At 58.9% G+C, this 22,268-nt stretch carries 26 protein-coding genes and 1 other RNA gene; 15 read left to right on the top strand and 12 right to left on the bottom strand.

Features of this window, described 5'->3' with window-relative positions:
• Positions 1 to 12 precede the first annotated feature (12 nt).
• From LC334_RS04770 to LC334_RS04790, 5 genes are all read right to left on the bottom strand, one after another.
• Complete coding sequence (locus tag LC334_RS04770; RefSeq protein ID WP_085799180.1) at positions 13 to 942, bottom strand: ABC transporter permease; 930 nt, start codon at positions 940 to 942, stop codon at positions 13 to 15.
• A complete protein-coding gene (locus tag LC334_RS04775; RefSeq protein ID WP_085799093.1) occupies positions 935 to 2,038 on the bottom strand; it encodes an ABC transporter permease in 1,104 nt (367 codons plus the stop codon). The genes LC334_RS04770 and LC334_RS04775 overlap by 8 nt, the downstream gene beginning before the upstream one ends.
• Positions 2,035 to 3,561, bottom strand: coding sequence for an ABC transporter ATP-binding protein (locus tag LC334_RS04780; RefSeq protein WP_085799094.1), 1,527 nt, complete (start codon positions 3,559 to 3,561; stop codon positions 2,035 to 2,037). The genes LC334_RS04775 and LC334_RS04780 overlap by 4 nt, the downstream gene beginning before the upstream one ends.
• Before the next feature lie 77 nt (positions 3,562 to 3,638).
• Positions 3,639 to 4,661: a BMP family lipoprotein gene (locus LC334_RS04785; protein ID WP_085799095.1), complete on the bottom strand. Its 1,023-nt coding sequence runs from the start codon at positions 4,659 to 4,661 to the stop codon at positions 3,639 to 3,641.
• Positions 4,662 to 4,706: 45 nt separating this feature from the next.
• Complete coding sequence (locus LC334_RS04790; RefSeq protein WP_085799096.1) at positions 4,707 to 5,765, bottom strand: aromatic ring-hydroxylating oxygenase subunit alpha; 1,059 nt, start codon at positions 5,763 to 5,765, stop codon at positions 4,707 to 4,709.
• Between the two features lie 218 nt (positions 5,766 to 5,983).
• On the opposite strand from LC334_RS04790, the gene LC334_RS04795 reads away from it, so the two are divergent.
• The 8 genes from LC334_RS04795 to nthA all read left to right on the top strand — a co-directional run bounded on the left by LC334_RS04795 (position 5,984) and on the right by nthA (position 11,985).
• Positions 5,984 to 6,820 (top strand): helix-turn-helix domain-containing protein, encoded by an 837-nt coding sequence (locus LC334_RS04795; protein ID WP_085799097.1) that lies wholly within the window; start codon positions 5,984 to 5,986, stop codon positions 6,818 to 6,820.
• 292 nt (positions 6,821 to 7,112) lie between these two features.
• Complete coding sequence (gene purB / locus LC334_RS04800; RefSeq protein ID WP_085799098.1) at positions 7,113 to 8,420, top strand: adenylosuccinate lyase; 1,308 nt, start codon at positions 7,113 to 7,115, stop codon at positions 8,418 to 8,420.
• A 95-nt stretch (positions 8,421 to 8,515) separates the two neighbouring features.
• Complete coding sequence (locus LC334_RS04805; protein WP_139836299.1) at positions 8,516 to 9,049, top strand: tetratricopeptide repeat protein; 534 nt, start codon at positions 8,516 to 8,518, stop codon at positions 9,047 to 9,049.
• Between the two features lie 79 nt (positions 9,050 to 9,128).
• Positions 9,129 to 9,293 carry a carbohydrate-binding module family 14 protein gene (locus tag LC334_RS04810; RefSeq protein WP_176237622.1) on the top strand — a complete coding sequence of 55 codons (165 nt, stop codon included), beginning with the start codon at positions 9,129 to 9,131 and terminating at the stop codon, positions 9,291 to 9,293.
• Positions 9,294 to 9,420: 127 nt separating this feature from the next.
• The gene (locus tag LC334_RS04815) at positions 9,421 to 10,494 is read left to right on the top strand and encodes a flagellar motor switch protein FliG (RefSeq protein ID WP_085799181.1); all 1,074 of its coding nucleotides are present in this window, start codon (positions 9,421 to 9,423) and stop codon (positions 10,492 to 10,494) included.
• Positions 10,495 to 10,742: 248 nt separating this feature from the next.
• A complete protein-coding gene (locus tag LC334_RS04820; protein ID WP_223412883.1) occupies positions 10,743 to 11,084 on the top strand; it encodes an SH3-like domain-containing protein in 342 nt (113 codons plus the stop codon).
• Positions 11,077 to 11,340 (top strand): SH3-like domain-containing protein, encoded by a 264-nt coding sequence (locus LC334_RS04825; RefSeq protein ID WP_085799100.1) that lies wholly within the window; start codon positions 11,077 to 11,079, stop codon positions 11,338 to 11,340. The genes LC334_RS04820 and LC334_RS04825 overlap by 8 nt, the downstream gene beginning before the upstream one ends.
• A 6-nt stretch (positions 11,341 to 11,346) precedes the next feature.
• Complete coding sequence (gene nthA / locus LC334_RS04830) at positions 11,347 to 11,985, top strand: nitrile hydratase subunit alpha (protein ID WP_085799101.1); 639 nt, start codon at positions 11,347 to 11,349, stop codon at positions 11,983 to 11,985.
• On the opposite strand, the gene hemF is transcribed toward nthA, so the two are convergent.
• The 5 genes from hemF to LC334_RS04855 form a co-directional block, all read right to left on the bottom strand.
• The gene (hemF, locus tag LC334_RS04835) at positions 11,986 to 12,876 is read right to left on the bottom strand and encodes an oxygen-dependent coproporphyrinogen oxidase (protein WP_085799102.1); all 891 of its coding nucleotides are present in this window, start codon (positions 12,874 to 12,876) and stop codon (positions 11,986 to 11,988) included.
• A 13-nt stretch (positions 12,877 to 12,889) separates the two neighbouring features.
• Positions 12,890 to 13,690: an SDR family NAD(P)-dependent oxidoreductase gene (locus LC334_RS04840; RefSeq protein WP_085799103.1), complete on the bottom strand. Its 801-nt coding sequence runs from the start codon at positions 13,688 to 13,690 to the stop codon at positions 12,890 to 12,892.
• A 46-nt stretch (positions 13,691 to 13,736) separates the two neighbouring features.
• Complete coding sequence (locus LC334_RS04845; RefSeq protein ID WP_085799104.1) at positions 13,737 to 14,729, bottom strand: class I SAM-dependent methyltransferase; 993 nt, start codon at positions 14,727 to 14,729, stop codon at positions 13,737 to 13,739.
• Position 14,730: 1 nt separating this feature from the next.
• Positions 14,731 to 15,069 (bottom strand): ATP-dependent Clp protease adapter ClpS, encoded by a 339-nt coding sequence (gene clpS, locus LC334_RS04850; RefSeq protein ID WP_085799105.1) that lies wholly within the window; start codon positions 15,067 to 15,069, stop codon positions 14,731 to 14,733.
• Between the two features lie 127 nt (positions 15,070 to 15,196).
• Positions 15,197 to 15,988 (bottom strand): pseudouridine synthase, encoded by a 792-nt coding sequence (locus tag LC334_RS04855; RefSeq protein ID WP_085799106.1) that lies wholly within the window; start codon positions 15,986 to 15,988, stop codon positions 15,197 to 15,199.
• 62 nt (positions 15,989 to 16,050) lie between these two features.
• On the opposite strand from LC334_RS04855, the gene LC334_RS04860 reads away from it, so the two are divergent.
• Positions 16,051 to 16,500 (top strand): nucleoside deaminase, encoded by a 450-nt coding sequence (locus LC334_RS04860; protein ID WP_085799107.1) that lies wholly within the window; start codon positions 16,051 to 16,053, stop codon positions 16,498 to 16,500.
• Between the two features lie 8 nt (positions 16,501 to 16,508).
• Here LC334_RS04860 and LC334_RS04865 read toward each other — a convergent pair whose 3' ends face one another.
• Entirely contained in the window at positions 16,509 to 17,201 is a 693-nt protein-coding gene (locus LC334_RS04865) for a metal-dependent hydrolase (protein WP_085799108.1), read from the bottom strand.
• Between the two features lie 131 nt (positions 17,202 to 17,332).
• Between LC334_RS04865 and gatC the strand changes: the two genes are divergently transcribed.
• The 5 genes from gatC (at position 17,333) to rnpB (ending at position 20,965) form a co-directional block, all read left to right on the top strand.
• Positions 17,333 to 17,620: an Asp-tRNA(Asn)/Glu-tRNA(Gln) amidotransferase subunit GatC gene (gene gatC, locus LC334_RS04870; protein ID WP_085799109.1), complete on the top strand. Its 288-nt coding sequence runs from the start codon at positions 17,333 to 17,335 to the stop codon at positions 17,618 to 17,620.
• Positions 17,620 to 19,107 (top strand): Asp-tRNA(Asn)/Glu-tRNA(Gln) amidotransferase subunit GatA, encoded by a 1,488-nt coding sequence (gene gatA / locus LC334_RS04875; protein ID WP_085799110.1) that lies wholly within the window; start codon positions 17,620 to 17,622, stop codon positions 19,105 to 19,107. The genes gatC and gatA overlap by 1 nt, the downstream gene beginning before the upstream one ends.
• Positions 19,108 to 19,140: 33 nt before the next feature.
• Positions 19,141 to 19,866 (top strand): hypothetical protein, encoded by a 726-nt coding sequence (locus tag LC334_RS04880; RefSeq protein ID WP_085799111.1) that lies wholly within the window; start codon positions 19,141 to 19,143, stop codon positions 19,864 to 19,866.
• 80 nt (positions 19,867 to 19,946) lie between these two features.
• The gene (locus LC334_RS04885) at positions 19,947 to 20,561 is read left to right on the top strand and encodes an N-acetylmuramoyl-L-alanine amidase (RefSeq protein ID WP_085799182.1); all 615 of its coding nucleotides are present in this window, start codon (positions 19,947 to 19,949) and stop codon (positions 20,559 to 20,561) included.
• 11 nt (positions 20,562 to 20,572) lie between these two features.
• Positions 20,573 to 20,965, top strand: an RNA gene (gene rnpB / locus LC334_RS04890) — RNase P RNA component class A.
• Here the strand turns inward: rnpB and LC334_RS04895 are convergent.
• On the bottom strand, positions 20,966 to 21,721 hold the full coding sequence (locus LC334_RS04895) for a phosphate/phosphite/phosphonate ABC transporter substrate-binding protein (protein WP_085799112.1): 756 nt from the start codon (positions 21,719 to 21,721) through the stop codon (positions 20,966 to 20,968). It abuts the RNA gene before it with no gap.
• 191 nt (positions 21,722 to 21,912) lie between these two features.
• Between LC334_RS04895 and rpmG the strand changes: the two genes are divergently transcribed.
• Positions 21,913 to 22,080, top strand: coding sequence for a 50S ribosomal protein L33 (gene rpmG / locus LC334_RS04900; protein ID WP_007814563.1), 168 nt, complete (start codon positions 21,913 to 21,915; stop codon positions 22,078 to 22,080).
• Positions 22,081 to 22,268: the final 188 nt, after the last annotated feature.

Raw genomic sequence — 22,268 nt, forward strand, 5'->3', positions numbered from 1 at the left:
ATTGATCTCCGTTCAGCGGAAATAGGGGATGCCGAGCTTCACCGGCTGATTGGTTTTGCGCCTGAGCCCCATCAGAAGCAGAATTGAGGCAAGATAGGGGAGCGCCAAGAAAATCTGGTGCGGCACGTTCAGGCTGAGCACCTGAACGTGAGTCGCAATGCTTTCGAGGAGGGCAAAAACCAGCACCGCGGCCAGCACGCCGCGGGGCATCCAGTTGCCTGCGATGATTGCCACCACTGCCAGCCAGCCGCGCCCGGCGGTGATGTCGGCCAAAAACCGGTCAGAAAAGCCCAGCATCAGAAAGCCGCCGCCAAGACCGGTCATGACCGAGCCAATCATCACAGCCAGATACTGCCGGCGCACGATATTAATGCCCTTGATATCAAGCGCCTTGGGGTTTTCGCCCAGACATCGCAACTCCAGCCCCCAGCGGGTGCGGTACAGCAGGAACCAGATGACCGGCACCATGGCAAAGGCCAGATAGGTCAGCAGACGTTGGGTAAAGAGGATCTCGCCCAGCCAGGGGATCGCCGACAGGCCCGGGATGGCCACGCTGTCAAACCCGTCAAATGTCGGTTGCGGACGACCCTTGATGTAGATGCGGAACCAATAGAGGGTCAGCCCTCCCGCCAACAGGTTGATGCCGAGGCCAGAGATGAAGTGATCCACCCGCATGGTTGCGGTCATGAAGGCGGTCAGCAACCCCATCAGCGCGCCCGACGCCATCGCAGCCCAGACCGCCAGCCAGACCGAGCCGGTCGATGAGGCCACAATATAAGCCGTGAAGGCACCCGTCAGCATCGTGCCCTCAACCCCCATGTTCCAGATGCCAGCCCTCTGGGTCACCAATTCGCCGATTGCGGCAAAAAGGATCGGGGTCATGATGCGCACGGTGCTTGCCAGGATGCTGATCAGAATGGCTTCGGAGAACAGTTCAGACATCGCCATCCCCCACACGCACAAGACGGTAATGTGCCGCAACTCCCGCGCAGAGGAAGGTGAGCATCAATATACCCTCCATCGCGGGAACCAGCGCAGAGGGCACTTTGGCCAGCAATTTCATGTAAAGCGCACCCGACGCCAGACCACCGAATATGATGCCCGCGACCACGGTGCCCAGCGGGCGCAACCCCCCGATCATGCCGATGATGATGCCGGTATAACCCAACCCGTAAAGCGTATCGGACCGCAACCGGTGTGACGTGCCAAAGATTTCGGAAACGCCTGCCAGCCCGGCAATCGCACCGCTGATCGCCATGACCATAATGATCGTGCGCCCGATATTGGTGCCACGATAGGCCAGCGCCACCGGGTTGTAGCCCAGAGCACGGATTTCATACCCCAATGGTGTCTTTTCCAGCAGGACGTAGCAAACCACCGCCGAAGCCATGGCAAACAGGAACCCTAAATGAAGTTTCTTGCTGCCCAACAACTGCGGCAGTTGTGAGGCGTCTGGCACCGGGCCGGTTTGCTGATAAACCACGGTCGAGGAGATTTCCGTCCACGGCCCGCCACCGATCAGATAACTAAGCAGAAAGACGATGAGATAATTCATCATGACGGTCGAAATAATCTCGTTTACATCAAACCGATCTTTGAGCACGGCGGCGATGGTTCCAAGCAGCGCGCCGCCAATTATGCCCGACAGGATGATCAGCGAAAGATAGAGCGCCACCGGCAGACCCGCGAACACCAGACACCCCAGATAAGCCCCCATGGCCCCGGCATAGACCTGCCCCTCCTGCCCGATGCTCCAGACCTGCGCGCGGAACGCCACCACGGTGGCAAGGCCCGTCAGGATCAGCGGCGTCGCCTTGCTGAGTGTTCCGATCCAGGCCTTCTGGCTGCCAAAGGCCCCTTTGAGCAGGGCCGAGAATGCCTTGGCCACATCGGCACCAGAGGTCCAGAGGAGCAGTGCCGAAAGCGCGAGCCCGATCAGCGTGGCACTGAGATACATCGTAAAGGTCCAGCCTGCGTTGCGGTTGAGCCGACGTTCAATCGTCAGGCGGGTACGGGGCTGGGTTGCAGCGCTGCTCATGCGGCGACGCCGTCGGTGCTTCCGGCCATCAAGAGACCGATCTCTTCGATGGTGGTGGTATCCGGGTCAACAATGCCGGTGATCCGCCCCGAGGAGATCACGGCGATCCGGTCGCTGAGGTTCAGCAGATCCTCCAATTCCTCGGAGGCCAGAAGCACGGCATAGCCTTCGTCGCGCTTGGCGATAATCTGTTTGTAGACATATTCGATCACCCCCAGATCAAGGCCGCGGGTGGGTTGATTTGCGAGAAGCAACTTGTTGGAATGCACGAATTCGCGCGCCAGAATGACTTTTTGCGCGTTCCCACCCGAGAGGTGATTGACGGGCGTAGCGCCCGATGGCGCGACGATTTGAAATTCGTCGATCAGCCCGTCTGCAACGGTGCCGATATGCTTGTGATCAAGGAATATTCCATTGGTGTAATCATCGTGGCGCTGCCAGCCGAGGATCATGTTCTCGCGGATGTTGAACTCGGGGATCAGCCCCTCGCGAAAGCGATCGTCGGGCACCAGACCCACGCCGCGATCCATATAGTGGCGCGAGGGCAGGCCCTTGATTTCCTCCCCCGTCAGTGTGATGCGCCCCACCTGCGGGATCAGCACGCCGGATAGCGCCTCGAACAGTTCTTTCTGGCCATTCCCAGACACACCAGCGAGGCCCAGAATTTCGCCTTCGCCAATGGTCAGGTTGATATCATCCAGCGCGGTTTTGCCCAGCCCGTCGCGATAGCTAAGCCCTTCGACAATCAGGACAGACACCGTGTCGGTGGCGCGGGTTTCAGCGGTGTCACGGGCCACGCGCAACTCCACATCCCGGCCCACCATCATGCGGGTCAGCTCTTGCGGTGTGACGTCAGCGGGCCGCACCGTGTCCACAACCTTGCCTTTGCGCAGCACCGTCACACGGTCGGCCTGCATCACCTCGGCAATTTTGTGGCTGATCAGAATGATCGACAGACCCAGCTTACACATATGGTCGACGATCCGGAACAGGCGCTCAGATTCCGCCGGGGTCAGAACCGCCGTCGGCTCATCCAGGATCAGAACCCGCGCTTCAAGATAAAGCGCTTTGAGGATTTCGACCCATTGCTGCTGACCAACCGCAAGATCGCGCACATAGGCGTCAAGCTCCAGTTCGATCCCGTATTCAGCGCATAATTTCTCAATGCGCGCGCGGGCCTCGGGCAAACCGAGCCGCCAGCCCTGTTCATGGGTGCCAACGATAATGTTCGCCAAAACCGTAAAGTCCGCGACCAGCACAAAATGCTGATGCACCATCCCGATCCCCATATGGATCGCATCCCGAGGGGACCGGAACCGGACCGGTTTGCCGTCAAATTCGATATGACCCTCCTCGGGGTGATAGAAACCGAAAAGACAGGAGGAAAGCGTCGATTTCCCCGCGCCGTTTTCCCCGAATAGGCAGTGAACCTCGCCTTGCTCCAACTCGAAATTCACATCCTCATTGGCAATCACCCCGGGGAAGCGCTTGGTCAGATTGACAGATTTGAGGATGGCAGGCATCAGTTTTGCCCTCAGCTTGGCATGAGGTGTCCGGGCCCAGCATTGGCAAGGGCCCAGACTTTGCGATTACAACGGGATCAGTCAGACGTGGGGGCGGACACATCCAGTTCGACGCTCACGGCACCGGATTTGATGCCATCGATTGTCTCGGCCACCGCAGCTTGAACATCTGCCGGAACCTTGTCTGCCATGGCATGATAAGGCGCGATACCGGCACCTCCATCTGCGATGCCGAACCATTTGATCTCGGTATTGCCGTCAAAGGCCTCGCCGCCTGCCTTGTTGGCCCACCATTCGTCGATGATCCAGTTCAGGTCCGGATCCCAGAATGCCAGTGCGCTGGACACAACAGTGGTCGGTGAAAACGCGTGCTGATCCCCGAAATTGGCAAAGCACAGGATGCCCGCCTCTTCGCAAGGCTGGAAGTTGGCGGCGAGCGAAAAGATAATATCCGCCCCCGTGGCAATCTGCGCCGATGTCATCTCGGCGGCCTTCGCCGGATCATACCAGCTTTCGATGAAGGCGACCTTTTGTTTGATATCCGGGTTGACCGATCGCGCACCATTGAAGAAGGCGTTGATCTCGTCATTCACGTCATCCGCAGGGAAGGATCCCACAACGCCCAACGTGTTACTTTCGGTCAGCTTGCCGGCCGCCACGCCCAGGGCATATGCCGCTTCGTGCACCCGCTTGTAGACCCAGTACTGGTTACCGCCGAGGCCTTCGTTACCAGAACCAACCACGACGAACATGATCTCGGGATACTCGTCCTTCAACTTCTTGACCTGATCGGAATAGGTCGAGTGGGCCCAAATGATGTCATACTCACCGGACTCGGCAAACAGCGCCATTGCATCGCCCGCGTCATCGCCCCAAAGCGGATCGGTATATTCCCAAGACAGGTTTAGCCCGTGAGGTTTTTCAGCCTTCACACGTTCGAGCGAGTCAATGAGTGTGCCGTCCCATGGGCTTTCGATGCCCGCTGACAGGATAATCGCGATGTTCAGGTCAGTGGGGTCGTCCGCCTGCGCTGACCCCGCAAACGACGCAAGGGCAATCGCGGTCGCCCCCATCGCCTTCAGAAATGTTCTTTTGATCATTGTCGTCTCCCTTATTGGTGTCTTTGATACGGGTCTTATTGCCCTTTAACTGGAAAATGGCGCACCCAGGCCAAGTTTGGCCAGCGCGCGACGGTATTCGACCGACATGCGGTCTGCCGGAATGTGAATTTCCTCTTTCATATCCAATGGCAGGTCTTCGGGCCGCTGGCCTTCGACCATGGATTTATCCTCGTTGTTGATCATCAGCGATTCCTTGATCAGGAAATCCGCATCGGGTTTGCCGTTTGTGTCCGTCACCACCTGAAAGATCCGCGTTTCGTGGGCCGAGACCGGGCACACAGTGTCAGCAAAATACTGGGCGTACGGCCCCTCGGTAGGTTTGATGATGATGATCGTCGAAAATGGCAGCGTCAGTTGATAGGTGTAAACAACGTTGCGTTCATCGCCCTCAACATCGTCTGGAAAACGGTTGCCGACCTCAAGATAGGGGATATCAAACGTTAGCCCGTAATCCGTTGCCTCGACCTCATAGGCCGGGATCGGATCTTCTTCGTAGCCGCCGAAAGTCTCTTTGTGCACAAAGGGAAAATGCGCCACATCATTGAAGTTTTCCACATGGCGGCTCGCCGCTGCGTGCCAGGTATCGCCCGGAATGTGCAGGTTTTCCAACGTGTCATCCCCGATCCCCGGCCAAACCGGCAAAGGGTGCGACGGGGTGTCGGCAAGGCAGGCCCAGACGATGCCATAACGCTCTTCGGTCAATAGCGATTGCAAGCGCATCCGCGGCGGAATACGGGCATTCGGGTCTCCCACAGACGGGTTTTTTGTGCATTGCCCGGCATGGTCATAGCAAAGCCCGTGCATCGGGCAGACAAGGTTGTCACCCTCAATCCAGCCTGCACTCAGCCGCGTGCCCCGGTGCGGGCATATATCACGCGCCACAGAGATACCCTGAGAGGTTCGGTAAATCACCAGCTCAACATCCAGCAAGCGCGCCGCGACGGGCTTGGCGTCTATGTCATGGGCAACGGCGACAGGGTGCCAAAAGCCTGCCAGTATTTTCCAATCGCTTTCAGTGAACGTGCAGTTTCGTGGCAAGACCGAGGGCGCTTTCGAGTGATCGGTGGCTTGAAACACGGTCATGGCTCCTTCGTGGCAGAGCGGAAGTGGCTGGATGGTTCATCGACAGTCGTTGATCTAAATCAATTTATAAATGCCCATTTCAAAGGATTTATTGCTTTAAATTAAGATTGTGGGCATAAATTTTTCGGTCGGGTCATTTCTGCGGGCTCTTGATTGCATCTATGTTTGGCCGGTGAGTTATCCTCGAGGGTGAAACACCAGATTTCGGTGGGGGAACAATGGATCAGCTTCTCAATCATGTTCGTGGATTTTCGTTCGGCGGCATGACCTATGAGCGCGGAGGCTTGTTCGGTCCGATCCTGCGCCCCTATGTGTCGTTGATAATGGTGGAAACGGGCACTTGCACCCTGAGGGCCGATGGAAAGCTCGTTAAGGTTTCCAGCGGACAGACGGGTATAGCGGCTGCAGAAACCAAGTTCGAATTTGACTATCAAAAGGATGTGCAGACAACCGTCATCTGGTGCGAAGGCTTCCTTCCAGAGGGCGCGTTAACTGACCGCGATAAAACACAATCCAAGATGGCGCCTATCGCGACGACATCCAACATTCAAAACCTATGCAAAATTGGTCTGGACATCGGGCACGCCTCCCGGCCGGACCTCAATTCGTTGCGCGATGCACTGGGGCAGGCGGTCTGCAGGGCGTATATTTATGAAGCTCGCAAGGATGTAGAGAACCAGAACATCCCTGGCAACATCCTCAGAGCACGTCGCTTTATTGAAGAAAACCTCGGGAACGATGCAGTCAATATCAGCGTGATCGCGGCACAGGCGTCTCTGACACCTCAGCATCTGATCGCCTCGTTCAAAAGACACTTCGGAGTGACACCTTCGCGCTATCTTTGGCGGATGCGCGCAAATAGGGCGCGGCAGTTGTTGATACATACGCAATTCAGCCAATCTGAGATTGCCCATCGCTGCGGATATCGTAGCCTGCCGCATTATTCACGCAGTATAAGAAGCCTGTTTGGAATGACCCCCGCTCAACTGAGGCGCGACATGGGCTTTACACAGCCAAGCAACTCAGACGAATCCGTTCGCGACCTGATCTTTTGAATGTGCCTTTCCTTGATCACCGCTGCAATTACCGCAGCGTTTCGCAAAAAACCACAGCTTTCCGATCCAATCCGAAGTACGGCAAATTTTGAGCTTTACCCAGTTGCTGCTCGACGTCCGCTTTGTAAGCATTGCCGCCAAATTTGCAGGATGCAGCATTTGTTGCTTTGTGCTCTTTCCCGACATTCACGATGTGGCGTCTACCTGCGTGATTGCGGTCGTTGCTTGCCGCTGTCGCGTGGGCGGTCTAAACCGCGCGCAAATGATTTGAGTTTCGCCAAAGGACCGCCACATGATTCCCCGCTATTCCCGCCCCGACATGGTTGCCATCTGGTCGCCCGAGACCAAGTTTCGCATCTGGTACGAGATCGAGGCCCATGCTTGTGACGCGATGGCCGATCTGGGCGTGATTCCGCGCGAGAATGCCGAAGCCGTGTGGAAAGCCAGGGACGCGGAATTCGATGTGGCTCGGATTGATGAGATCGAAGCTGTGACCAAACATGACGTGATCGCCTTCCTCACGCATCTGGCTGAACATGTGGGCAGTGACGAAGCGCGGTTCGTGCATCAGGGCATGACCAGCTCGGACGTGCTGGATACTTGCCTGAACGTGCAGCTGGTACGCGCCGCCGATATTCTACTGGACGGCATGGACAAGGTGTTGGCCGCGCTGAAGAAACGCGCGCTGGAACACAAGAACACCGTTCGCGTCGGCCGCAGCCACGGCATCCATGCCGAGCCGACCACGATGGGCCTGACCTTCGCCCGCTTCTTTGCCGAGATGGATCGCAACAAGAACCGGCTGGAGAAAGCCCGCTGGGAGGTCGCCACCGGCGCGATCTCGGGTGCCGTGGGAACCTTCGCCAATATCGACCCGGCGGTCGAGGAACATGTCTGCGAGAAACTGGGCCTGCGCCCCGAGCCCATCAGCACACAGGTGATCCCGCGCGACCGCCACGCCATGTTCTTTGCCACCTTGGGCGTCATTGCCTCGTCAATCGAAAATATCGCGGTCGAGATCCGCCACATGCAGCGCACCGAAGTCCTGGAAGGGGCCGAGTTTTTCTCGATGGGCCAGAAAGGCTCCTCGGCAATGCCGCACAAGAAGAACCCGGTGCTGACCGAAAACCTCACCGGTCTTGCCCGTCTGGTGCGCATGGCGGTGATCCCGGCGATGGAGAACGTGGCGCTCTGGCATGAACGTGACATTTCGCACAGCTCGGTTGAGCGCAGTATCGGTCCGGATGCGACCGTGACGCTGGATTTCGCACTGCACCGACTGGCCGGTGTTGTCGACAAGATGCTGATTTTCCCGGAAAACATGCGGGACAACATGAACAAATATCCGGGTCTTGTGATGTCGCAGAGGGTGCTTCTGGCGCTGACCCAGGCCGGGGTCAGTCGCGAGGATGCCTATTCCATGGTGCAGCGTAACGCACTCAAGGTCTGGGAAGACCGCCTTGATTTCCGCGAACTTCTGCTGGCGGATGCAGAGGTGGTTGCCGCGCTCGGAGAAGAGGCGATCAATGAGAAGTTCGACATGGGCTACCACACCAAACACGTAGACACGATTTTCAAGCGCGTTTTCGGCGAGGGTTAAGCGTAAACCCGGTTCACGAATTTTTTGCCGAATAAAACTCGTCCTGAGGCGTATTCCTACTACAACAGTATGAAACCTACGCCGCAGGAGGCACCATGTTCCGTGAAACCCTGGCGATTGCCCTGATCCTTCCCGCCCTTTCCTTTGCAGCTGGTGGGGGTGGAAGCTCTGCCCCCAAGCCAAGCGAAACCACCAAATCCTGCGTGGATGGCAAGGTCTGGGACAGGAACTCCAAGTCCTGCGTGAGTGCCAGCAATTCCGCGCTGGATGATGACACGCTCTACGGTGCGGTGCGCGAGTTTGCCTATGCCGGTCAATATGACAATGCGCAGGCGGTACTGGCCGCGATGTCGGATCAGCATGACGACCGTGTCCTGACCTATTGGGGCTTTACCCATCGCAAGAAGGGCGATTTTGAAACCGGCATGGCTTTCTATCGTAAAGCGATTGCTCAGAACCCCGACAATATTCTGGCGCGCTCCTACATGGGTCAGGCGCTGGTCGAGCAGGGCGATCTGGTGGGCGCCAGACGGCAGTTGAAATCCATACAGGCATCAGGCGGGGTCGGAAGCTGGGCTGAGACTTCGCTCCATCAGGCGATTTCGACGGGCGCGACCTACAGCTATTGAATGTGGTTCTCGGAAATCGTGATCACGGATTGGCTGAAACTATGATATAGTCGCGCTCATTCCAGCGAGGAGAACGCCCATGAAACTGAGATTAGCATTGTCTGCCGTGATCATGGTGCTTGCTTCCACTGCCATGGCCGGCCCCGGCTGCGGCAAAGGTCACAGCAAGCAGGTTATGTCCTGTGCCGAGGGCACTGTCTGGGACATTCAAAGCCAAAGCTGCGTGCCTCAAATCACAAGCTAAGCGGTTCTCCCGGTTTTGTGACGAATTTGATCGGATGTGAAATCCCGTCAAATTCTTGCTTTGTTCTTAGACATATTTTCACCCTTCCTGCCTTATCCTGAGCGTCACTCAAGGAATGAGGATCAGGATGAATGATATGACCCCGATTGCCCGCCTGTCGCCGCCGCGATCGCCGGGTGCGACAGTGGCACGCCTGACCCGGCGTCAGAAAGCCGCCATCGTGGTGAGGTTCCTGATGAATGAAGGGGCAGAGGTGCCACTGACGGACCTCCCGGAACCGCTGCAGGCGGCGCTGACGACGCAGATGGGGTCGATGCGCTATGTAGATCGTTCAACCCTCGCGGATGTGGTGGCAGAATTCGCATCAGAGCTTGAGGCCATGGGCCTGACATTTCCAAGGGGTGTCGCCGGCGCTTTGACTGCGCTTGACGGCAAGATCAGCCCGCAAACCGCCGCACGCCTGCGCAAGGAAGCCGGGGTGCGCCAGTTTGGTGAGCCGTGGGAACAGGTTTGCAACGCCGGCGTCGACAGTCTTTTGCCGATCATCGAACTGGAAAGTATCGAAGTGGCGGCCGTTGTCCTGTCAAAACTTGAGGTCACACAGGCTGCGGAATTGCTGGGTAGATTGCCGGGTGAAAAGGCGCGGCGCATCACCTACGCGGTCTCGCAGACCGGGGCGGTCACGCCAGAGGCGGTTGATCGGATAGGTCTTTCGCTGGCGGCGCAGTTGCACGATGTTCCCGAAACCGCGTTTGACAGCGGGCCGGTAGAACGGGTCGGCAAGATCCTGAACTATTCGCCCGCTGCGACGCGCGACGATGTGCTGGAAGGGCTTGACGAGGCTGACAAGGATTTTGCGTCATTGGTACGCAAGGCGATCTTTACCTTTGCCAACATTCCCGAACGTCTGAATCCGGTCGATGTGCCCAAAGTCATTCGCGAGGTGGATAATGCAGTCCTTGCGACGGCGCTGGCGGCTGCCCTGGGCAGCGATGACCTGGCCCCTGTGGCCGAATTCGTGCTCGAGAACATGTCCAAACGCATGGCCGAGGCGCTGCGCGAGGAAGTGGAGGAACTGGGCAAGGTGAAGCAAAAAGATGGCGAAGAAGCGATGACCAGCGTCGTCAATGCCATCCGGACACTGGAAGCCAGCGGCGAGGTGACGCTTGTGATCCCCGAGGACGATGAGGATGAAGAGTGATCCGCAAAGGTGCGGCCGCTCACGTGATCTCTTGCGGTTGGGGTAGCACCTCTTCCTCAGTTGGTGTTTTACGCAACGCACACCTTCATCACTGCTAACTTGGCGGGAGCCGTGTTGCCGATTTGCTAACGACGCATCGGCGCGTAATGTACACCGCTGAACGAAGACAGCGGCAATCGACAACGCGATGTGGCGGGCCCGCTGCAATGCGGTGGACAGGCATGAAGGGGCGGCTTAAGTTGTCTCTCATGAGTGATATTGACGGAAGACGCTGGCATGACATGGGCGGACAGCCCGCGGGGGATATTCCCATGGAGGGGCATGATTTTGCCCTTTGGGAAAAGCGTGTAGATGCGCTGATGGTGCTCTGCGGCGGCAAGGGACTGTTCACCGTGGATGGTCTGCGCCGCGCGCTGGAGGATATGGGCGAAGAGGCGTTTGAAAAGCATAGCTACTACGAACGCTGGATCGCGTCTGTCAATCAGAACCTGATCGAGGCAGGCACCTATACGCTCGAGGAGTTGGCGCTGAAGATGCAGGAGGTGGCCGAGCGCGGCCCGAGCTATGCTGAGGCGCAAACAGATGGCTGAGAGGGTACGGGTGAAAGCGCTGATGCCGCCGGGCCACGTGCGTGCGCCAGCCTATCTGCGCGGCAAGACCGGCGTGATCGAACGCCGGCTGGGTACTTTTGGCAATCCCGAGCAACTGGCTTATGGCCACAAGGCCGGAAAGAAGCATTTGCTGCGGGTGCGCTTTACCATGGCAGAGCTGTGGGGCGAGGGGGCCGAGGCGCCCGACGATACCGTGGATGCCGAGATTTATGAACACTGGCTGGAAGAGGCGTAAGCGACGATGCCCCATGACCATCACGATCATCTGAGCCCTTCCGGACACCCGTTTCGGCCCGATAATGACAGCCCGCTGACCTATTGGCAGCAAATGGAAATCGCGGTGCGTGAATTGCTGATCGAGAAGGGCGTGATGACACCCGCCGAGATCGCCGCGCAAATTGACGCGATGGATGCCCGCAACCCGGCCAACGGGGCTGCCGTTGTGGCGCGGGCCTGGGTCGATCTGGATTTCAAGGCGCGGCTGCTGGCCGATGCCGCGGCAGCGAGCCGTGAGATGGGGTTTGATATCGGGCCGCTTAACCTGATTGCCGTTGAAAACACCGAGCGCGTCCACAACCTGATCGTCTGCACCCTGTGTTCGTGTTATCCACGCAATCTTCTGGGCTTGCCGCCGGATTGGTACAAGACCCGCGAATATCGCAGCCGGGCCGTGCGTGAACCCCGTACGGTTTTGCGCGAATTTGGCGTTGAACTGTCTGATGACATGCAGGTTCGGGTGCATGACAGCACGGCGGATATGCGCTATATCGTGCTGCCCGCCCGACCAGCGGGAACGGCTGATCTTACTGAGGCCCAGCTGGCTGAACTGGTTACGCGCGATTCGATGATAGGTACAGGATTGCCGCGTAACGCACTGTAATCAAATCCACTTTGCCAGCGGCGGCAGGCTCATCAATACAGCATCTGCATCATGACCTGTGGCAAGGCCGAATTTCGTGCCGCGATCATAAACTAGGTTGTATTCAGCGTAGAGTCCGCGATGAATCAGCTGGGTGTTCTTATCCTCATCGGTCCATGGCTGCGTTCGCCGCTTTTCGACCAACGGCACAAAGGCAGGTAGGAAGGCGCGACCGATATCCTGCGTCAGGGCAAAATCCGCCTGCCAGTCGCCGCTGTTGTGATCGTCCATGAAAATGCCGCCGACACCACGTGCGCGATGGCGATGGGGGATGTAGAAATACTCATCCGCCCATGCCTTGAGCTTTGGATAATGCGCATCGCCATGCGGATCCAGATGCGCCTTTTGCGTGGCGTGGAAATGTGCCGTGTCCTCTTCGTATTCGATGCAGGGGTTCAGATCCGAACCGCCACCGAACCACCAGGCATGTGGCGTCCAGAACATGCGCGTATTCATATGCACCGCCGGGGCGTGCGGGTTTTGCATATGTGCCACGAGGGAAATACCCGAGGCCCAGAAACGCGGATCATCTTCGATACCTGGCACACCGCGCGCCGCCATGGATTTCTGTGCCGCATCGCCGAGCGTGCCATAGACCTCGGAGACGTTGACGCCGACCTTTTCAAAAACGCGCCCGCCGCGCATCACGCTCATCAATCCGCCGCCTGCGTCGCTGCCATCATCGGATTGGCGGCTTGTGTTGCTGACATCGAACCGACCGGCGGGTCGGTCTGACAAGGGCCCGCTCGTGTGGTTGTCTTCCAGCGCTTCGAATGCGGCAACGATCTGGTTGCGTAACTCGCGAAACCAATCGGCGGCGCGTTGTTTTTCAGCGGCAAAGCTCTCGGTCATCTGTGTCGCCCGGTCAATGTGCCGGAGCCGCAACGGGATCAAGCAGCGTGCGGCCACCATCGACGGTCATGATTTGCCCGGTCATGAAGCCCGAGGCATCACAGGCAAGATATTGCACCGCCTCGGCCAGTTCGGCGGGGGAGGCAATGCGCCCCAGCGGGGTGTGATCTTCGATATCGCCGCGATAGGTTTTCTTTTCCCGCAGCGTATCTTTCAGTGACGCACTCATGACCGATCCGAAGGCCACCGCGTTGACACGAATTCGGTGCGGGGCGAGGGCGACCGCAAGACTGCGGGTCAGCTGATCGAGTGCTGCGGATGACACCGAATAGGCCAGCAGGTCGGGATGGGTGCGGCGCGCGGCGATCGACGACAGGTTGATGATCGTGCCGTTGCTGCGTTCCTCCTGATCCTCGGATTGTTTGATCATGCGCCGTGCCACAAGCTGAGACAGGCGCAGGGCGGTGATCAGGTTCTGATTGAGCAGCATCACCATTGCATCGTCATCGGGATTGAGCGGGTCAGAGGTGACCATCTGACGTGAGGCATTGACCAGAATATCGACCTGATCGAAGGCATCGATGGTGGCTGAAAGCAAATTCGCTTGAGTCAGTTTTTCACGAAGATCGCCTGAGAAGTACCTGATATTACTCCCATCTTCGTTTTTATCAATTTCCTTTTTCAGCTGCTTCTCGTCCATATCCGCAAGCATGACATTGGCGCCCTTGTTGGCGAAATGACGCCCGATCGCGAGGCCGATTCCATTGGCGCCGCCGGTGACGATTGCTGTTTTGCCGGAGATCGTGAAGGACATGATTGAGCCTTTCAGAGTGATTCTGCCACGGGCAGGCTAAGCGAATTCAACGCGCCTTGCGAGATGGCCGCGTTGCGTGCAGGATTTTGAACCGATTGTCGCCCGCGACCTTGGTTACATTGGCGAAACAGGCGGCGAGCGCGTCTTCATAGGGAAGGTGACGGTTAGCGACCAGCCAGAGCTGCCCAGAGGGTTTCAACATCGCTGCCGCCGAGGTGATGAAAGCGCGACCAAGCGCCGGGTCGGCGTTTCGGTCGGTGTGGAAGGGCGGGTTGGTGATCACGCAATCAAGTGCGGCATCAGGGCGCCAGCGGGTGGCGTCATCCCAGTGCAGCCGCAGGCGCGGGTCAGCGATGTTCTGGCGCGCGCAGGCGAGTGCGGCGTGATCGGCCTCAACCAGATCGAGCGTTTTGATGTCGCGTCCCTCCAGTGCACGCGCGCTCAGATAGCCCCAGCCACCACCGAGGTCGGCCAGATGCGCCCCCAGTTTGGCGGGAAGCGTATCTGCCAGAAGGCGCGATCCGGGGTCGATCCCGTCAGCGGAAAAGACGCCGGGCTGGGTGACGAAGCCATCGGCGATGACCTGCGGTGCACCGATTGCCCAATCATCAAAAGCAGGTGACGCGGTGAACCAGAAGAGCTTGCCATGCGCCTTGGACAGCGGTGGCGAAACCTGCGCGCGTTTGCGGCATTCCTTCAGGATCGATTCGACGCCGTCGGTTTTGGCCCCGTCCACGATGATCGGGCCATCGGTTACCCGGGCGGCCTCGGCGATCAGGCCACGGGCCAGTTGTTTTGACCGCGGCAGGCAGATGATCGCGGCGCTATAGCGGCCTTCGGGTTCGGTGGCGCAGCTCAGCCCCCGCGCGGCGAAATGATCGGTATCGGGTTTGAACCCGGTCAGCACATGCAGGCGGTCCTGCGGCAAGGGAGACAGATCGTGTACGTCTGTGCGCGGTGCGAAGACGGCAATTCGCCCGGTATCGGGCAAGCTCAGCTCGGCGCCTGAAAGGGCCGATGACAGGCGCGATCCGGACAAGTTATTCTTTTTCCATTGTGCATTGCAGCGGGTGCTGGTGCTGGCGGGCAAAATCCATCACCTGGGCCACTTTGGTTTCGGCGATTTCATGGCTGAAAACGCCGACAACGGCGACGCCTTTTTGGTGCACGGTCAGCATGATGTCGAAAGCCTGGGCGTGTGACATCCCGAAGAATCGCTCCAGCACCGCGACGACGAATTCCATCGGCGTGTAGTCATCGTTCAGCAGCAGCACCTTGTAAAGCGGCGGACGCTTGGTTTTGGGGCGTGTTTCAACAACGACCGACGTATCCTGATCGTCATCGTTCTTACCGGCCATTGTCACGCGATGTTGGATCATGTTGCTCAAAGGTACTTTGAAACGGGGCTATCGTGGGCTGTCTATATAACTCGACAGTAGCAGGTGAAAAGGGGGCGTTGCGTCAAAGGATAAACTATTAGCTAAAATCTTCCGGGGCTTGCGGGTTTCAACGGCGGCGTTTTCTGACAGGCTTGAGGCGGGTTTGGCCGGATTTCGCGGGTTGTTCGCTTTCAAGGCCAAGCTGATCGCGCAGGATGCGCGGACGGATTTCCTCAACCTTTCCCGGTTTCAACTGGCCCAGCTGGAAGGGGCCGTAAGAGACGCGGATCAGGCGATTGACGCTGAGGCCCACAAACTCCATCGCGCGGCGGATTTCGCGGTTCTTGCCTTCACGGATCGACACGGTAACCCAGGCATTGGCACCCTGCTGGCGATCCAGCGTCACGGTCATCGGCTGAAAATGCTCGCCTTCGACGTTCAGGCCCCGGCGCAGCGGTTCGAACGTCTCGTCAGCTGGCCGACCCTTGACGCGCACCCGGTATTTGCGCAGCCAGCCGGTCGAGGGCAGTTCAAGTTTGCGCTTGATACCGCCGTCATTGGTCAAAAGCAGCAGCCCCTCGGAGTTCAGGTCTAGCCGCCCCACACTCATCACCCTCGGCAGGTCCTCGGGCAATTCGTCATAGATCGTGGTGCGGCCCTGTTCGTCACGCGTTGTGGTCACCAGCCCGGTGGGCTTGTGATAGAGCCAGAGGCGGGGTGGTTCGGGGTCGCCCAGGATGCGGCCATCGACGGTGATCTTGTCCTTGCCGGTGACGTTCAGCGCGGCGCGGTCGATGGTCTTGCCGTTGACGGTGACGCGGCCTGCCTCGATCATGCGCTCGGCCTCGCGACGGCTGGCGATACCGGCACGGGCGATGACCTTGGCGATGCGGTCGCCTGCTGGGGGTTTGATACTCATGGCCCCCGATTAGCCCATAAGCAAGCCTTGCGAAAGCGCTGATCAGCGGGCAAAGACACGTGATGACTTTCAAAAGCCATATGGCGGCGGCACTGGCCGAAGCGCATGCCGCTGCCCAGCGGGGCGAGGTGCCTGTTGGTGCCGTGTTGGTTGATGGCAGTGGCAAGGTGGTAGCCCAAGCTGGAAACCGAACCCGCGAACTGAGCGACCCGACTGCCCATGCCGAGATACTGGTCATTCGCGCGGCCTGTACGGCGGCGGGTAGCGAGCGGCTGCCGGGTCATGACCTTTACGTGACGCTTGAGCCCTGTGCGATGTGCGCCACCGCGATTTCAGCGGCGCGTATCGCCCGGGTCTATTATGGCGCAACCGACCCCAAATCCGGCGGTGTCGCCCACGGGGCGCGAGTTTTCAGCCACGCGCAATGCCACCATGTGCCCGAGCTTTACGACGGCATAGCAGCAGAGGACTCCGAAGCGCTTCTGAAAGCGTTTTTTGACGCGCGGCGCTGAAAATTTGCTCAGATCTCAATCGGCACCATCACCTCGGGCTCGATGACATTTACATCCGGCAATGCTGCTATCAACTCTGCCGCCGATTGTTCAAGGATCGGGAAGGTCTTGTAATGGCAGGGGATCACGGTCTTGAAGTTGAAAAATGTCCTGGCCGCATAGGACGCGCGGCGCATGTCCATGGTGAAATGCCCGCCAGCGCAGAGAATGCCGATATCAGGCGCATGTAGGTCGTTGAACACCTTCATGTCCGCCATCACGTCGGTATCGCCTGACAGGTAAATGGTGTGACCCTCGGCCTCGATCATGTAGCCGCATTCAGTGCCGGGGACATTGGGGCCGTCAGGGCCCGCAACGCTGGAGGAATGCGTCGCGTGCACCATCGTCACTTTCACACCGTCCAGATCAACAGTGCCGCCCTTGTTGAAGCCCACGGTAGCGATCTTCTGGCGTTCTTCCCAATGGGACATCAGGTCGTATTGCCCGACAACAGGGACGTTCTGCGCTTTCGCGACATTCAGGACATCGGCCACGTGATCGAAATGCGCATGGGTCAGCAGGATATGGGTCGTGCCACTGGTCGCGGCCTCGTGCTGATCTTCAGGCAGCATCGGGTTGCCGTTCAGCCACGGATCAACCAGCAGAACCTGCCCGCCGATTTCGATTCTGAATGACGCGTGTCCCAGCCAGATGATGTTCATGATATCCTCCTGATCAGTCTTTCCGTCAGACTATCACGGGAAACGCTTAGGAAAAGAGGGCAGGTGGCTTGCGGGGCCGCGCACACGGCGGTAAACGCTGATCCGACAAAGATGACCCGGAGTTTCACCCCATGTCGATCGACACCGATACCGCCGCCAAAGTGGCCAAGCTGGCCCGCATCCGCGTGGAAGATGATGCGCTGCCTGCGCTGGCGCAGGAGTTCAACAATATCCTCGGTTTCATCGAGCAGTTGAATGAGGTCGATGTAACCGGGGTCGAGCCGATGGTCAGCGTCACGCCGATGCGACTGAAACGGCGCGAGGATGTGGTCAATGACGGCAATCAGCAGGACAAGGTTCTGTCAAATGCGCCCGACGCGCGAGAAGGGTTTTTTGCCGTGCCGAAGGTGGTTGAATAATGTCCGACCTGAACAAACTGACCATTGCCGAGGCACGCGACAAGCTGCGCGGCGGCGAGATCACCAGCACCGAGCTGACAAGCGCCTGCCTTGAGCAGATCGAAGGGGCCGGGGCGCTGGGCGCCTTTGTGCATCACACGCCTGATCAGGCGATGGAGCAGGCCAAGGCCGCCGATGCCAGGATCGCGGCAGGTGATGCCCCGGCGATGTGCGGCATTCCGTTGGGTATAAAGGATCTTTTCTGCACCAAAGGCGTGCCCAGTCAGGCCGCCAGCGCGATCCTGAACGGCTTCAAGCCTGAATACGAATCCACTGTGTCGCAGAACCTGTTTGATGCAGGTAGCGTGATGCTGGGCAAGCTTAACATGGATGAGTTTGCCATGGGCTCGTCGAACGAGACCAGCGTTTACGGCAATGTCGTCAACCCCTGGCGGCGCGGCAACGAAGACACGGCGCTGACGCCCGGCGGCTCGTCGGGCGGCTCGGCCAGTGCGGTCGCGGCGGACCTGTGCCTTGGTGCAACCGGCACCGATACCGGCGGTTCGATTCGTCAGCCTGCGGCATTTGTCGGCATCACCGGTATCAAACCCACCTATGGGCGCTGCTCGCGCTGGGGCATTGTCGCCTTTGCCTCGAGCCTTGATCAGGCAGGGCCGATGACCAAATCCGTGCGCGATGCGGCGATCATGCTTGAGGCGATGTGTGGTCATGACCCGAAGGATTCGACTTCAGCCGAATTGCCTGTGCCGAATTTCGAGGCGATGCTGACTGGCGAGATCAAGGGCAAGGTCATTGGCATCCCCAAGGAATACCGCATGGACGGGATGCCTGAAGAGATTGAAAAGCTCTGGGCCGATGGCACAGATATGCTGCGCGATGCAGGGGCCGAAATCCACGACATTTCTCTGCCGCACACTAAATATGCGCTTCCGGCCTATTACGTGATTGCGCCCGCAGAGGCCTCGTCGAACCTGGCGCGGTATGACGGTGTGCGCTATGGCCACCGGGCCAATCTGTCCCAGGGCGATGGCATCACCGAGATGTACGAAAAGACCCGCGCCGAAGGCTTTGGCCCCGAGGTGCAGCGCCGTGTCATGATCGGCACTTATGTGCTGAGTGCTGGTTTCTATGATGCTTATTACAACCGCGCCCGTAAGGTGCGCACGTTGATCAAGAAAGACTTCGAGGATGTGTTCGCTGCAGGTGTCGATGCGATCCTGACCCCAGCGACACCAAGCGCGGCATTCGGTCTGGGTGAAATGGCGGATGCCGATCCGGTGCAGATGTACCTCAACGACGTTTTCACCGTCACGGTCAATCTTGCGGGACTTCCGGGTATCAGCGTGCCTGCGGGCCTCGATAAGCGCGGTTTGCCTTTGGGGTTGCAGCTGATTGGCCGGCCTTGGGAAGAAGGCGAGTTGCTAAATTACGCTTACACCTTGGAAGGCGCCGCCGGTTTTGTGGCCAAGCCTGAAAAATGGTGGTAAATACGCCCAAAACATGGACGGCAGGATAAGCAGATGCGTTTTTTGATGATTACAGTCGCCGCCGCGACGCTTGCCGCGTGCAGCCCGCCGGTGCCCGATAGCGGGCAGGGTGTCGGATTTGGCAATTACGATGACTACCAGCAACAACAGCGCGCGCGAGATGCGCAGCTTGCGGACAATGCGCTGCCGCCATCGACCGCGATTTCAGGCGAGCCGGTCGAATCCGACGGCACGCTTGTGGCCGGAGAAGGTGCTGATCTGGCGGCCGAGACGCAGGCAGTGCTGGACGAACGGAGCGCCAATTCCGGCGAGGACGTTGTCCATGCCAGCCCGTCAAATCCGGCTCCAGAGGCGGTTATCGGCGCATCCGGCATCTCTGAAGAGAACAATTTCGATGCTGTTGGCGCGCAAAGGTCGATCGAAAGCGATGCGGCTAAAATTGCCCAGAACCGTGCGCAGTATAAGGTCATCGAGGCCGAAGCGTTGCCTAAACGTACGGGCAATACCGGCCCGAATATCGTGGATTATGCGCTGGCCACCAAACATCCGCGCGGCACGCAGGTGTATCGTCGCATTGGCGTTAACCTCGATGGCAAAGCCAAGCGCAATTGTGCGAAATACCCCTCGGCCGACAAGGCACAGGGCGAGTTTCTTGCCAAGGGCGGTCCGCAACGCGACAGGCTTGGACTGGATCCTGACGGCGACGGCTACGCCTGTAGCTGGGACCCTAGCCCATTCCGCAAGGCGGTTGGTGGCTGAACTTGGGGCCAACGCCGCTCGAGATCGAACAACACCCCTCGCCGAATTACGGGGCGCGCAGCGACAATGCGCGCCCGGATATGATTGTGCTGCACTATACGGCTATGGAGACGGCGCGCGCGGCGCTGGAGCGACTCTGTGATCCCGAAACCGAGGTGTCGGCGCATTATCTCATCGGTGAGACTGGCCATGTCTGGCAGTTGATACCGGAAGAACAGCGCGCCTGGCATGCGGGTGCCGGGCAATGGGGCGATGTCACGGATGTGAATTCGCGCTCGATCGGCATCGAATTGGCGAACTGCGGAGATCATCCTTTTCCTGACCCGCAGATGGCTGCGCTGGAATACCTTTTGGCACAGGTCATGGAGCGTTGGGCCATCCCACCCGAGCGGATAATTGGTCATTCTGACATGGCGATTGGTCGCAAGACTGATCCCGGCCCCCGGTTTGACTGGCGGCGTCTGGCGCAGCAAGATCTGAGTGTCTGGTCTGAAGCGCGTACCTGTGCAGGTGATTTCGCCGCAGACGCCCGGGCCTTTGGTTATGCCCCGGCCGATAGTGCGGATGCCGTGCTTTCAGCGGTCAGGTTGCGCTTTCGCCCTTGGGCGACGGGTCCGATAGATGATCTGGACCGGGCTATAATGCACGATCTGGCGAGCCGCTATCCCATTGACCGAAAGGCATTTACCGCCTAAACCGGCGCGGCGCGGAGGGCCGGATGGCTGCGGGCCTGGCAACAGGCGCGAGGAAAGTCCGGACTCCACAAGGCAACGGTGCCGGGTAATACCCGGCCGGGGTAACCCGAGGGAAAGCGCCACAGAAATGAGACCGCCCTCGTTTGAGGGTAAGGGTGAAACGGTGGGGTAAGAGCCCACCGCGCGGCTGGCAACAGCAGCGGCACGGCAAGCCCCACCGGGAGCAATGCCAAATAGGGACCGCAAGCGGGGTTTGGTCGGGCAACCGATACCACCCGCAGGCAGCTTTGGCCCGGCGGTCCGGGTTGGCAGCTAGAGGTGCTTTGGCAACAGGGCATCAAGATGAATGGTCATCCATGGGGGCAACCCCGGGACAGAATCCGGCTTACAGGCCCTCCGCGCACCTAGCTATATGCGATGCCGTCAGGATTGGGGATGGCGAGGTAATCCCGTTTTGGGATCTCGACCAGCCCTCCCAAACCCAGGGCGTCACGATCATCACCGGACAACGTTGCGATGGCCGTCGACACCGCATCGAACGTCGCCGCGCGGTCCGCGCCTTTGGCCGCGATATAGGGCAGGCCGGGGGTGGGTTCGGTCCATTCCAGCACCCGCAGGTCGCGCGCGAACGCTTCGTAGCGTTGCATCAACCGCCAACTCACCGCATCCAGTGCAGCGATATCCGCTTTTCCCGCCGCCACCCACTGCGCCGAGATCAAGTGCCCGTGCGTTTGCAGTTGATCGTCAAACCATAGACCGCGTGGTTTCAGATGGTTGTAAGGTGCCGCATAGCCCGACTGCGAAAAGTTCTGATTGAAGGCAAAGCGCGCCTGCGCGAACGCTTCTAGTGTTTCGCGCGGGTCATCGGTACGCACGACGATGGCACTGCGGTAATGCCCCGGCGGGCAGCCTTCGATCGCGAAGTCAGGCGTGCCGACCAGTGTTACCTTATCGTGCAGCCAAAGCCGGTAAGGCATGCCACAGGTCTGGCTCAGCACCAGGTCAGGATGGTTCCAGACCTCGAATTCATTGGCGTCCTGCGCCAGCGTCTTAGGGCTGTCGATACCGCGCTTGGCAAGTTCCGCGCGGATCAGCTGCCAATAGCGGCCGTGCGCCTCCGCCAGTTCGGGGCGGGCATACATCATCAGGCTGGCGATCATCGAAGGTTTCCCTGGTTCTTTCCGGTCAAGTCTGACGCGATTGGCTGGGGAATTGCAATTGGGCAACGGGATGTGACAGCATTTCGCAGGGCTTGGGCGCAAAGCCGGTTGACTCGGGCCCCGCGACGCGTAAAAGGCGGGTTCAAGATTTTCACGGGCCATGCAGTTGTGCCCGACGCAGGAGCACTATCATGGCGAAGCCGACCACAATCAAAATCCGCCTGAACTCGACCGCAGGTACCGGACACTTCTACGTGACCAAGAAAAACGCACGTACCATGACCGAGAAAATGGTCGTCCGCAAATACGACCCGGTTGTGCGCAAGCATGTCGAATACAAAGAAGGCAAGATCAAGTAAGATCGCGAGCCTGACTGAGTTGAAGAACCGCGCCATCGGGTGCGGTTTTTTCGTTTGGGGCATTTGAGTCGACTGGCGACAGGTGCCGTGGCGGGGCGGAGCACACTCCTGACTGGACCCTGTCGGCCTCGCGTCCTATCACTTTGATCAGATGACGGGGCTGTGCTTGCCCCAGGCTTTGATCGGGG

Origin of the sequence: Roseovarius aestuarii (assembly GCF_019966515.1) — a bacterium.
In the GTDB taxonomy this organism is placed as follows: domain Bacteria; phylum Pseudomonadota; class Alphaproteobacteria; order Rhodobacterales; family Rhodobacteraceae; genus Roseovarius; species Roseovarius aestuarii.